The organism is Oxyplasma meridianum (genome assembly GCF_038024865.1).
GTDB classification, from domain to species: Archaea; Thermoplasmatota; Thermoplasmata; order Thermoplasmatales; family Thermoplasmataceae; genus Oxyplasma; species Oxyplasma meridianum.
Map to the genome: position 1 here is coordinate 1,176,731 of NZ_CP133772.1, position 12,283 is coordinate 1,189,013.

12 protein-coding genes and 1 tRNA gene are annotated in these 12,283 nt (G+C 33.9%); 6 read left to right on the forward strand and 7 right to left on the reverse strand.

The window, feature by feature from the left end:
* On the reverse strand, window positions 1-1,446 hold the full coding sequence (locus tag OXIME_RS06190) for a leucyl aminopeptidase (RefSeq protein WP_393970979.1): 1,446 nt from the start codon (window positions 1,444-1,446) through the stop codon (window positions 1-3).
* Between the two features lie 88 nt (window positions 1,447-1,534).
* Here OXIME_RS06190 and OXIME_RS06195 point away from each other — a divergent pair, with 88 nt between their 5' ends.
* Window positions 1,535-2,455 (forward strand): TIGR00269 family protein, encoded by a 921-nt coding sequence (locus tag OXIME_RS06195; RefSeq protein WP_393970980.1) that lies wholly within the window; start codon window positions 1,535-1,537, stop codon window positions 2,453-2,455.
* An 84-nt stretch (window positions 2,456-2,539) separates the two neighbouring features.
* Window positions 2,540-2,614 (forward strand) — tRNA-Ile (locus OXIME_RS06200).
* Window positions 2,615-3,335: 721 nt separating this feature from the next.
* On the opposite strand, the gene OXIME_RS06205 is transcribed toward OXIME_RS06200, so the two are convergent.
* The 6 genes from OXIME_RS06205 to OXIME_RS06230 form a co-directional block, all read right to left on the reverse strand.
* On the reverse strand, window positions 3,336-4,979 hold the full coding sequence (locus tag OXIME_RS06205; RefSeq protein WP_393970981.1) for a hypothetical protein: 1,644 nt from the start codon (window positions 4,977-4,979) through the stop codon (window positions 3,336-3,338).
* 41 nt (window positions 4,980-5,020) lie between these two features.
* Complete coding sequence (locus OXIME_RS06210) at window positions 5,021-6,196, reverse strand: Eco57I restriction-modification methylase domain-containing protein (RefSeq protein ID WP_393970982.1); 1,176 nt, start codon at window positions 6,194-6,196, stop codon at window positions 5,021-5,023.
* Entirely contained in the window at window positions 6,180-6,803 is a 624-nt protein-coding gene (locus OXIME_RS06215; RefSeq protein WP_393970983.1) for a restriction endonuclease, read from the reverse strand. The genes OXIME_RS06210 and OXIME_RS06215 overlap by 17 nt, the downstream gene beginning before the upstream one ends.
* Window positions 6,804-6,987: 184 nt before the next feature.
* Window positions 6,988-7,203 (reverse strand): hypothetical protein, encoded by a 216-nt coding sequence (locus OXIME_RS06220; protein ID WP_393970984.1) that lies wholly within the window; start codon window positions 7,201-7,203, stop codon window positions 6,988-6,990.
* A gap of 217 nt (window positions 7,204-7,420) precedes the next feature.
* Complete coding sequence (locus OXIME_RS06225; protein ID WP_393970985.1) at window positions 7,421-8,011, reverse strand: CRISPR-associated endonuclease Cas1; 591 nt, start codon at window positions 8,009-8,011, stop codon at window positions 7,421-7,423.
* An 883-nt stretch (window positions 8,012-8,894) separates the two neighbouring features.
* Window positions 8,895-9,059, reverse strand: coding sequence for an AbrB/MazE/SpoVT family DNA-binding domain-containing protein (locus OXIME_RS06230; protein WP_393970986.1), 165 nt, complete (start codon window positions 9,057-9,059; stop codon window positions 8,895-8,897).
* 235 nt (window positions 9,060-9,294) lie between these two features.
* Between OXIME_RS06230 and OXIME_RS06235 the strand changes: the two genes are divergently transcribed.
* The 4 genes from OXIME_RS06235 (at window position 9,295) to otsB (ending at window position 12,279) form a co-directional block, all read left to right on the forward strand.
* On the forward strand, window positions 9,295-9,615 hold the full coding sequence (locus tag OXIME_RS06235) for a transposase (protein ID WP_393970987.1): 321 nt from the start codon (window positions 9,295-9,297) through the stop codon (window positions 9,613-9,615).
* 14 nt (window positions 9,616-9,629) lie between these two features.
* Window positions 9,630-9,926 carry a hypothetical protein gene (locus OXIME_RS06240; RefSeq protein WP_393970988.1) on the forward strand — a complete coding sequence of 99 codons (297 nt, stop codon included), beginning with the start codon at window positions 9,630-9,632 and terminating at the stop codon, window positions 9,924-9,926.
* A 291-nt stretch (window positions 9,927-10,217) separates the two neighbouring features.
* Window positions 10,218-11,570: a trehalose-6-phosphate synthase gene (locus OXIME_RS06245; RefSeq protein WP_393970989.1), complete on the forward strand. Its 1,353-nt coding sequence runs from the start codon at window positions 10,218-10,220 to the stop codon at window positions 11,568-11,570.
* The gene (gene otsB / locus OXIME_RS06250) at window positions 11,557-12,279 is read left to right on the forward strand and encodes a trehalose-phosphatase (RefSeq protein WP_393970990.1); all 723 of its coding nucleotides are present in this window, start codon (window positions 11,557-11,559) and stop codon (window positions 12,277-12,279) included. Before OXIME_RS06245 ends, otsB begins: the two co-directional genes overlap by 14 nt.
* The last annotated feature ends 4 nt before the right edge of the window (window positions 12,280-12,283 follow it).

The window sequence follows — 12,283 nt, forward strand, 5'->3', positions numbered from 1 at the left end:
CTATTTTTCACTTGATCTGAGGAATTCGAACAAAAGCCTTGTTCCGTATCCTGTGGCACCATGTGAAATGTAACCTTTCCTCACTGTCTTTGCCTGTGTCCATGCCGTCCCCGCGATGTCCAAATGAACCCATGGCTTTGAGTCAACAAAGTTGCTCAGGAATGCACCAGCAGTCTCGGCTCCGCCAGCCCTTCCTCCTGTATTCTTTATATCAGCAACATCGCTTTTTATCTGTTCCTGGAAGTCGTCATCGAGTGGTAGAGGCCATAATTTTTCCCACGTTGTCTTGGAAGAATCAAGTATTTTTTGCTGGAGATCAAGATTATTCGTCATTATCCCGCCGATGTTATTTCCCAGAGCTACAACACATGCTCCCGTTAGTGTTGCAAGATCTATGACAGCAGAAGGATCGTAATTCCTCACCCCATAGGAGAGAGCATCTGCCAGAACCAGTCTTCCTTCTGCGTCTGTGGAAATTATCTCCGAAGTCACTCCGTTGTAATGGGTGAGAATATCTCCGGGTTTGTAAGCGTTTCCTCCAGGCAGATTCTCAGTAAGTGGGGTTATTCCAACCACGTGAACCTTCAACCCGGCCCGCGATATTGCATACATGGCCCCGAGGACAGCAGATGCCCCACATTTGTCGAATTTCATCTCTTCCAATCCCTCAGATGATTTTATGGATATTCCTCCACTGTCGAATGTTATCCCTTTTCCCACAATGAGAACAGGTTTCTGGGCCGATCCTTTATACTCCATTACAAGCATTTTAGCAGGTTCCCTTGCTGATCTTGATACCGCCTCTATACCACCCATTCCAAGTTTTATGAAATCATCCCTGCCGAAAACTTTCAGGTCCACCCCACTGAACCCACTTGCTACCTTCTCGAAGTGAGTTGGAGTTCCTATGGATGATGGAAGATTCCCAAGATCCTTGGTTAAATTGGAGGCCTCCCCTATAATTGTACCAAGTTCAATGCTTTTGGAAACATCTGAAGAACTGAATATTCCAACTTTCTCTATACTCTGGTCTTTCCTGGACCTGTACCTGTTAAATTCGTAATTTGTCATTAGTGCCAGGTAGCTGAGTTCGTATGCCTCATGTTCAGCATCTGATTTTTCCGGTGGAATGATGAGTATTGATGACATCCGCATCTTCTTTATCTTCGAGATGGCATGTGAGAATCTTATTCTCATCATCTCATCATTGAATTTTATCTTATCACCCAGACCTATTAAATAAAGGTTGGGTTTCTCTTTTTCCCCGTTGATGAATGCTGTCTGTTTCATCTCTGATGTAAATTTGAGTTTTTCTGAGTATTTGCTGAAGCTATATGATTTGAGAATTTTTGCCTTAACTTTGGAAGTTTCATTTTGGAACACCCCCATAAGCAATATCTCATATCCCTTTTCTTTTATGTCTCCAGATTCCCATTTAATTTCCATGTATTTCACTTGCCCTTAAATTAAAGCTTATTACAGTCTTGTTTTAATATGTAATCAAAATACTCAATAAACACAGGGTAATAAATACATGCAATGTTCAAAGTGCAATGAAAAGGCGGTGTATGAGGTGAGGTATACGGGATCCAACCTCTGCAAAATTCACTTTAACCAGTTTGTTGAAAAACGGGTAAAGAAAGAGATAAGAGAACAATTGAAACGTACCGGCAGACCCATAGTTATATCCGTTGCAATTTCAGGAGGAAAAGACAGTTCAGTGACACTTTACCTCCTCAATAAGATATTTGGAAAAGACGCAAAAATAAAACTGTTTCCTTTCACCGTAGATGAAGGGATATCAGGATACAGGGATTCGGGACTTGCAAGGGCACGAGAACTTTGCAATGATCTGGGACTGGAACACCATGTAATATCCTTTTCAGATAATTATGGAAAAAGGCTTGATGAGATCGTCAGGGAGGATATTAGAAATACAATACCCTGCTCACACTGTGGCCCCATGAGAAGAAATCTCATGAACAAAATATCAAGATTAAATTTTTCTGATTACGTGGCTTTAGGGATAAACCTGGACGACTATGCACAGTCAATTCTTATGAATGTTGTGAAGGGCGATATAAAAAGGCTTGCAAGAATGGCCCCCCATGATTTTGTCAGGGAGACACTTGTGCCAAGAATCCTCCCTTTGAGAAAAATCCCAGAAAATGAGGTTATGCTTTATGCTGTTCTAAATGGAATAAAGTTTGATTCGGGATGGTGTCCTTTTTATGGAAGGGCACAGAGAAACAGGTTCAGACAGATTATTGCTGATCTGGAGGAGGAAACTCCTGGAACAAGACATGCACTTGTAAAGTTTCACGACGAACTGAAACCAATCTTATCTGATTCCGTTAAACACGAGGAACTTGGAAAGTGCTTCATTTGTGGGTCTCCCACATCAAATAAAATATGTGCGGTATGCAATGATCTTTCTGAAATGAACTATGCATGATTAATGAAATTCTGTCTAAAAAGCACGTTTAGTGCGAAACGTTTATTATAAGCGCATTAATTTATGGAAATCCATTATTGAAAAGGGGCTGTAGCTTAGCATGGTTTGAGCACCCGGCTGATAACCGGGAGGTCACCGGTTCAAACCCGGTCAGCCCCATTTGGTATTAGGGGATATATATAACAACAAAAAAATGTCTGAATTTACTTTTTAATATAAAATTTATTGGATAATACAACCCATGTCTAACCTTTACGATAATTATTTAGATTTAACAATATAAAAAAACTTTAACTGGTTATAATTTTGTTTTCAAAATAATTTTCATTAATCTTTTTAACAAAACCCTCGTGTAATGTATTATAAGATATCCCTAACATAACACTCTCTGATTTTCCATGACCATCGATGACCTATTCATATCATATTACCAGGTGTAAATTAATAAAAGAATTACCTCTTGGGTAAAAATACGTTAACTCTTATTAACGAGTGTAATTTCTTTTTTTAAACGAGTGGTGAATAAAAATGAGTTGTCTATCTAAAACCGTAAACGGATCCTAAACTATGTCTATCTAATAACATGAATGGATCCTAACTACGTTTATCACTTAAAATGATAAAAGGATAAAAAGACAAATAGGTCTATGGATAAAATGGATAAAATGATAAAACACTGAAATGATAAAAACATAACATTATCTTATGTTCTTGTGATATGATGATGAGATTACAAGATGATGAGATAATCAGATTACAAGATGATGTTATTACCTTAAAATTAAGAAAATTTAGAAGGAATTTCATTTAGATCTCTTCACTATTGATTTTTAAAATTCATGGTAAATGTTTTTTAAACTTTTACTGGTATAATCTCATGTTATTGATCAGTGTATTTTTTATACAGTTCGTATAACTGTTTTACAACTTTAGTGTTAGGATTCAGTCTTTCATTATTTTTTACTTTGTTTTTAATTCTAATTAATTCTCTTTGTTGTATTCCTATACTCTTAACATCCTTAGGTTTTAATGTTAATATCCATTTAGTGAATTCTTTATCGTTAACATATTCAATATACGAATTATCATCAATTCCGAATATTTCTGTTTCATCTAAATTATTAGATTCCTTACCAATGTATCTTATTTTGTTGACATAAATATGTTTTCTTTGTGCTATTCCTTCAATATAATCGAATTTGTTATCATTATGTTTCACATATTGAGTTAATACATTATCAAGAGATTTCCAATATGCTATTGTAGGTTTATCAAGATTGTTTGAAGATTTACCTGATCTATAGTCTATGAATTCATTATATTGAATACCATAAATATTCTTTGAGTAAGGTAAACATGGAATAACATTTTCAACTTTATTTCCAGCAAGTATGAAGTTATACGGTTTTATTTTTTTATTTAGTTCTTTATTTTCATTCATTTTCTTAAATCTTTTAAGAATAGAAGGTTTTGATGCTGTTATCTGGGATACTGCAATTTTATTATTGAAATAGTTATAGTTGTTTGTGAGAATAGATTTCCATACTTCTTTACTGTCTATATCCTTTAAATGTCCTAAACCATGAGATGAATATTTTCTTATATTATTAAAATTATCATATAAGCAATATCTTTTAGCTGAAATTCCATAGAATAATACATTATCAAGTGGTTTTTTCTCATCATCTTCTTCTATTTTAAACATTTCTGTCTCAATAGAATAAGGATTCAATGTTTTAAAAAATTCTTGAAGTTGTTTAACTATTTCAGGTTTTACGAATACAGAATCTGTATCACAATATGCAATATAGCCATTAGATTCGGTTATATATTCTGCAATAGCTAATATTAATCTTGCAGAAGAGGTAATCAAAGTAGCCATTATTGGATTGAAATATTCACCTATTCTCTCTATATTATCTGTGTGGTAAGTAAATTGTTCAGTTGAATAGACTTTAATATCCATCTTTGTTTCAATAGTCTCTTGATTTTCTTCAATATAAATACCATAAGATGTGGCATTAGCTATTATTTTTAAGATTAGTTGTAGTTGATCCCAATTTTCTGGTTTTTCTTTTTTTATTTTAATTCTTTCTTCTATTACTTTACGGATAAAATTTTCATCCTTATTTATTGTTATATCATATATATTAACATCTTTTAATTCGGCTTGAATAGAATCAGGATGGAATGTTATAGCTTTAATAATTTCTGGACTTTTGCCAGTTAATATTTTAGAAGCAATAACATCCTGAATAGTATACCAGATTTCTTTATCAGATGTTAAATAGTTTATTCCTATATTTTTAGCTTGACCGGAATATTCCATTCTGATAGGCGAAATATCTTCTTTTGTTTTGATTAAACATATGGAATGCATTTCTTTTTTTGACCATAATTCGTGATTTCTCAGGTTCTTAAGAAAGAAGGTAAAGAATATAGGGTGAATTCTAAACCATTTTATAGAGATAGTTAGTAGCGCTATAAGATTTAATTTAGAAATTAAAACAGAAACACTAGCCAATGTTAAAGATTAAGATTTTACAAGAGCTTAATGATTAAGCCTTAGTATTCTAGATTTCTTTGTTTAGTTTTAACTTTATATATAGCGAAATCTTCTGGTAACATGCAATTCTCTAAACTTCTCTGACTAAAAATAAATCTTCCATCACAGACAAATCCCAATTCGAACCAATTTACTTTATTAAGTTTATCACAAAGTGTTTTCAAATCTAATTCCTGATTCTTTGGGAAGATAGCTAATACAGAACCATCATAATAATTGCTAGGGTGTAAAAAAAATGGCTCTTTGTTGCGAGTTTTACAATTAACATATATTCTTTTTTCTTGACTTTGATAATGTAATCTTCCCCACTCCCACCAATTATTTTCATCGAATTTCTTTATTCTTCTTTTCATTAAGGTTTCTTTGAACTTGTTTAGATAATCAATTTTCTTGTTAAATATCATTTTCTTGGTCTTTCCTGTTTTTGCGGTAAATGAGCATACAAAATCTGCATTTCCATATTCATCATTTGAAAAGATTTTATCTGCTCCACTAACCGCTCCAACTTTAACAAAAAATATGTCACTAAATTTTACAGGATACTGGTTATCTGTAAATAGTAATTGTCCATTAGACAATGTGAATTCTTTATATGTGTTTGTTCTTCTTGTAAAATTATCTTTTTCAAAACGCCAGATAATGCAATTAGGAGTATAGTCTCCAAAGATTTTATTATCACCTAAATCTATCAAATCTGTGATTGTCCCATTATTATAAATAAAAGTATTCAAATTAATACTTGATGTTGCCTTCAAAAAGTCTCTCGGGGTTATGAATATTAATTCTCCATGTGGTTTCAAGTGTAGAATACTTTTGTAAATGAAGAACAAATATAGGTTTGACCTTTTATCAAACAGAGATTTATATTTTTCTAATTTTAATTTAGTTTCCTCTGGTATATCTTGAAATTTGACGTAAGGAGGATTACCTATAATAGTATCAAATTTTTCTTCAATACTATAATCAAAAAAATCAATATTTAATATGTTTTTACCTTTGTAAATTGGATCAATTTCTATACCCACTGCATTATTCAAATGTTTTAAAAAAGCACCATTACCGCAAGAAGGCTCTAATGTATTTCCATTATTCTTCTTAAGTCCTAACATCTGGCTAACTATTGATTCAGGAGTAAAAACTTGTCCTAGATTTTTTATTTTATCGTAAATATTCATTAAATAACCTCTTAAATATGAAGAATATTTCAGCTCTTAATCTTATTGATTCACCAAAATTCTTTAGGATGAATTTTTTTGCATCTTCATAATCCCTGACCTTAATAATTCTATTTATGCCCCATTTACATTGGAATGGTAGGTTGTTACCATTCGGTTGTAACGTTGTTAGAGATTTTAGTGAATTGATAAAAATATCTGTTGTATTAGATCTGTTTATAACAAGAAAATAATAATCTTTAGAATTTTCGGATAGATTTGTTTTCAATTTCTCAAAATAATCTAGCCAGTCTATTTCGTTCGGGAAATCTGGTATTTTCCCAGTTAGTGCATAATAGATACCTAATTTACAATTTAAATTATCAGCACTAGTTGTTTCTGTAATTTTGATATTTACTGGATAAAATATGCCTGTTTCTTCAAAAGAGAAATCATACCAAGCTCTAGATTTAGGCACATTTATTGAGAAGTTACCCCTAATTAATCTAATGACCTCGTCTTCGTTTATTCTAGAGTTTACTCTACCATCTGCAAAAGAATTAGACAGTTCCATATTTGACTCAATCAGATATTTTCTTATTTCTTCTAACTTTTTTGGTATAACCATATTATTACTTCTCATTCAAAATATAAAAAATCCACCAACCATGTAATCATCACCCAGAAAGAATTGGCTATTTGTATAGCGTTGCCATACCGCAATTTTTGTAGTACATTTATGTAAGTATAAGTTCTTATAGTTTTGTATCATGCCAACTAACCCCTTTTTATCTTCCCTTTCCCCATAAACCTTAATTATTTTTCCCTTCTTTAATCTTTCTTTGCTGATACCATAATGTTGATTTGTTTATTTTCAGTTTCCTTCTTTCATCTGGATCATTTGATAATATCTTTTCTCTTGTCTCTATGTAATCATTCCTTTTTATCTTTATCTCTGGTATTGTAAATTCAAGTTTCTTTGAATTATCAGATATAAATTTAGAGAATTCCCTGATATTTTCAAACATTATATTTTCTAATGTATGCTTTTTACCTTTGTATTGATATCTCTGATTGAAATTCTCTTTGATTGTTTCAATTAATCTATTTGCTGTCTCTGGTCTTAATCTTATATGATAATTTTCAGTGTTTAAAAGGTTAAAAGGATAAAAGGATAAAAGATATTAAAAACAAGATAAAAATGTCTTTTAATTTATCATAAAATATTTCTTCATTCTTTTCTATTTATATCTTCACCCTTGTCTTCTCATATACTTTAATCTGTTTACCTTCTTTAATCTTCTTTTGTTGATACCATAATGTTGATTTATTGATTTTCAGTTTCTTTCTTTCCTCTGGATCAATTGATAATATCCTTTCTCTTGTCTCTATATCATCATTTCTTTTTATCATTATCTCTGGTATTGTAAATTCAAGTTTCTTTGAATTATCAGATATAAATTTAGAGAATTCCGTTATATTTTCAAACATGATATTTTCCAATGTATGCTTTTTACCTTTGTATAGATATCTCTGATTGAAATTCTCTTTGATTGTTTCGATTAATCTCTTTGCTGTCTCTGGTCTTAATCTTATATGATAATTCTCAGTTGTTATGAAATCTGATTTCTTTAGACCATATTCCAGTATCTGTATAACAGAATAGTCTATAACATATCTGAATAGTTCTTGTAAATCATAGACTAAAGGTGTTTTTGAAGGTGCTATTTCATGCAAAAATCCTATAGAAGGTTCAAGACCTATTGTATTGATATCAGGCAAAAAATTAAAGAGAAATAAGAAACCCCCATCTAGGACAATCTTTATCCCCTCCACGATCAAGGAAAAATAATTTAGTGTTGGTTTCAATGTAACAACATGGGTAATGCTTTCGGAATGCAGTTCATAATAGAGAGGTGCATTCCTGATCTTTTCCATGATTAGTGAGAAATTGGCCTGAAAAAGATCAAAATGATCTTTGGCATGTCCATACTTGAATATTGGTGCAAGAGAATATGGGGGTATGCTTGCGATACCATACAGCAATATAGATCCAGGATTCACTTTCTTGATCATATCAAGGGTGAATCTCTATGCAGATGGGAAGATCCCATCCTGTCCATGAGTTCACTGTTCCTCTGTGATATGATATTTACAGGCATTATGGTGGACAAGTATGTATTACCCTACCATGTCTGAATACTGATCTGAGGCAACGGTGAAACTATCTTTGACACGGCAAGGTTCATAACCCGATTGATCTCATCCTCCGTCAGATATGATTCCAGTATGTCCATTAGATCTTAGATCCCTGATATCTTCAGCAGCGGAATAAATGGGCCATAGATCAGAATCCTTGTTGGCAGAATGCTTCTTATCCTCTTAGTTTCAACGTTGATCATCTTTCCCAATTATCTATAGTGTTGCTTGGTGTTCTTAAGCGTCTTATTGTAATATTGAGTTCTCTTGTAAACATAGATTTGACCTTTGACAGGTTTCTTAACAATCTGCTTCTTTGAAGTAATTATGGTATATGCCACCATTATCTATAAGTCCCCCTTTGTAAATAAAACATTTAAAACAGCTGATTTAAAACGAATTAATAATGGTAAATTAACGAAGATTCAGATTGATGGTTAGAAAATATTCTTAAACGTTTCTACAAGTTGCTACAGGTAACACATGGAGTTTCTTACTTTCTCTTTCTTCTAATCGTTACCTATTCAATCTTCCTCACCACTATCTCATTGTTTTTCATATAAAATCCAACATGATCTCCTTCGTCAATGTTCAGATACTCAGCCACCTCCTTAGGAAGCGTTATCCTGAGAGATGAACCCCTTTGGGAAGATCTGGTTACTGCCATAAGTTTCACTGTTGTCATTCAAGGGGTAATAATGGTAATAAGTTAAATGTTTCATTAAGAGTAATCAGCTTAGTTCTTATGCGTATAAGAAAACGCATATTCCTCTTATGAGGATTTCTAATAACTCATTTGCACATGATCTTTAATTTACAGCCTTGTTTACATGTTCTAATAGAAACATTTATTCATGGGATATTCACGTAACTGTATGATCAGCTTGCTTCATGTTTCAATTGTGGAGAAATGATCAATCATGAAGATAAACCATTTTTCTGTTTTTTTTGTTAAGGATTCAATAGACTCATCTCTCTTCTCTAAGATTTTGAATAACATGTATTATATCCATACAGAAAGAGTAGGTGCATCCAACATCCCTATTACGACAATGATCAAGTTACTATATCTACAGAGTGAATACAACATGGTGGATGAAAAGGCTGAAACCATGATGATAGAGGGCATATCTTTCATGAATTACCTAAATTATCCTGACAGGTTGCCAGATGCAAGAACCATCTGGATCTTCATGGAAGGGTTATCAAAAAACTTGAAGGGATCATGCCATATGGAATGAATTAAATCTAACAGTTGAGAGAGAATAGAATAATAGTGCCTACAGGATCCATGAAGGAAATCAATGTAAAGATCACTGCACAGGACAGCATGATCATAACAGCAGATCCAGGAAAACATGGAGAGAAGAGATCTCTTGTATCTATAAACATGATTTTACCTGCAGAGATTAACATGGTAGGAAATGCAGATATCAAAGAGAAAGAGACCAAGCCAGAGAAGAAGATGAATAAGAAAGAGAAAAGACATGCAAAGAAGACATGCAAAGATCATCTTAGAAGAGAAGAAAGGGATCATGAGGGAAGAGTATAGATATTCCGAGACAAGAAGATCCAAGGAGAGACAGGATAATATCCTTATAATTTTCAGTTTTTATTGAAGAATTCTGTTAGATTTGTTGAATCAGAAAGTTAATAGAAAACCTTAGTGCTAGTGTTTTCATAGGTGATCATGTGGCCTGTCTGTAAAAATAATAAACACGCAAATAAAGATAAGACCGCAAATGATCGACAAATCCCTGATTCTAATTTATTTGCCTTATCTTACTTCATAGTGTAAAATTCTTTCTACCACACTTTATATATCAAAACAAATTTTCTATTTATGTCTTATTTACTTGTAACCAGCCGGTGCCCCATCACACATGATAACGTGAGGGGGAAACACGTGGTTAAGGAGAACGTTGGCGGAGTAGCAACCGGCCTTAGAAACATGATGAAGAAAGAGGGTGGAGTATGGGTCTGCTGGGGAGATGGTAACCTGGATCATGAATACCAGGAGGAGGATTATGAAGGTTATAAAATAGTGAGAGTCCTAATTAACCAGAGAGAGAAAAACGGATTTTATGATGAGTTTTCCAATGGAACTTTGTGGCCTTTATTTCACTATTTTAGGGATAGGATCAAAATCAATAACATAGGATATAAATATTATAAGGCTGTAAACGAGAAATTTGCAGACAAGATCGCTAAATATATCAATAAAGACATCAAAATTTGGGTGCACGATTACCAGCTTACTCTTGTGCCGGGCATTTTAAGAACAAAAGGCATAAAGAACTTTACCATTTTCTCATGGCACATACCATGGGTTGCAAGCGAATTCTACGCTATACTACCAAGAGCAAGGGACATACTGGAAAGCATGGTACAGTCCAATATGATCACATTTCATAATGACCAGTATTCCAGAAATTTCAGAAATTCTTGCGAGAAACTTCTATTTGGAGAATATAATCTGGAAAACAAGTTGTTTGCCTATTCACTTGGAATAGATTACGAGTATTTCTCCAGTGCCGAAACCAACCAAAGGCTTAAAGAGTCGTTTAAGGATAAGAAGATCATATTTTCCATTGACAGACTTGATTATACAAAGGGACTCACCAACCGTGTTCTTGCCATAGAGAATCTAATGAGACGGTATCCACATTACCATGGAAAATTTGTGTATGTCATGGTTGTGACTCCCAGTAGAACTTCAGTTTCTGAATATATGGCCATGAAGAGAGATCTTGAAATGACTATAGGAAGAGTTAACGGTCAGTATGGAGACCTTGAGTGGACTCCCATAGTTTATATGTACAGGAAAATATCTGGTCCAACCCTGCTTTCCTATTACAGGATTGCAGATATAGCCCTCATAACCCCGCTCATTGACGGCCTAAACCTTGTGAGCAAGGAATTTGTGGCTGCTACAGAACATGGAATGCTCATACTGTCCCTGTTCGCAGGTGCAATATACAATCTCCCACAGGCAGTAATAGTGAATCCCAACGATCTGGATGCTATGGCAGATGCAATAGACCGCTGCATAAAGATGCCTCTTGAGGAGATCAGGCAGCGCCTTACAGCAATGAAAAACAGTGTACATGTCAGGGATATAAGGTGGTGGATTTACAAGATAGATGGCACATCGGAGAAGATTAAGAATGGAAGTTTCGCACTTGAAATCAATTGATAGCATAATAGAAAAAATAAAGGGAATAAAACCTAAACCTATGATTTTTCTTGATTATGACGGTACCTTAATACCTATAACAAGTGATCCTGATGCCTGTTTTGCGGATGAGAGTCTTGTAAGAATATTAAAATCTGTTGACAGCAGATATGATCTCTACATTGTTACAGGGAGGTCTTACGATACCATAAGGAAATTTATACCCATTGACCTGAATTTTGTGGCGCTGCATGGGGCAATTACCAGGAAAAAAGGTGGGGAACCGGTTGCAATTCAAGGTTATGAACATTATGTGGAAATCTGCGATTCCATTTTCGAAAAACTTCCATTAATATTCCATGATTTCAGGGGATTAGTATACGAGAACAAAAAAGGTGTAATCGGTTTCAACTTCTGGAAGTTGGAGGATCAGGGAAAAATCGGGGAGGTTTCTGCAATGGTGAAGGATCTTGCAGAATCTAACGGGATGGATTTCAGGGAAGGAAAGATGATCTCGGAGATAAGGATTCCAGGATGCAACAAAGGGGAGGCCATAAGAAGATTGAGATCAGGAAGGAATGCAGTAATTGCTGGTGACGACGTGACAGATGAGGATTCATTCTTTTACAACCAGGATGCCCTGCTCATAAAGATTGGCGAGGGACAAACACTGGCGAGGTACAGACTGAAGGACTATAGTGAAATGAGAAAAGTACTGGAAGGGATCTGAGAAT

Excerpts from the sequence above, each read along its gene's own strand:
- OXIME_RS06245 (WP_393970989.1), top strand. The coding sequence starts at position 10,218 with ATGTCTTATTTACTTGTAACCAGCCGGTGCCCCATCACACATGATAAC.
- OXIME_RS06210 (WP_393970982.1), bottom strand. The coding sequence starts at position 6,196 with ATGAATATTTACGATAAAATAAAAAATCTAGGACAAGTTTTTACTCCT.
- OXIME_RS06195 (WP_393970980.1), top strand. The coding sequence starts at position 1,535 with ATGCAATGTTCAAAGTGCAATGAAAAGGCGGTGTATGAGGTGAGGTAT.
- OXIME_RS06190 (WP_393970979.1), bottom strand. The coding sequence starts at position 1,446 with ATGGAAATTAAATGGGAATCTGGAGACATAAAAGAAAAGGGATATGAG.
- OXIME_RS06235 (WP_393970987.1), top strand. The coding sequence starts at position 9,295 with ATGAAGATAAACCATTTTTCTGTTTTTTTTGTTAAGGATTCAATAGAC.
- OXIME_RS06230 (WP_393970986.1), bottom strand. The coding sequence starts at position 9,059 with ATGACAACAGTGAAACTTATGGCAGTAACCAGATCTTCCCAAAGGGGT.
- OXIME_RS06220 (WP_393970984.1), bottom strand. The coding sequence starts at position 7,203 with ATGTTTGAAAATATCAGGGAATTCTCTAAATTTATATCTGATAATTCA.
- OXIME_RS06215 (WP_393970983.1), bottom strand. The coding sequence starts at position 6,803 with ATGGTTATACCAAAAAAGTTAGAAGAAATAAGAAAATATCTGATTGAG.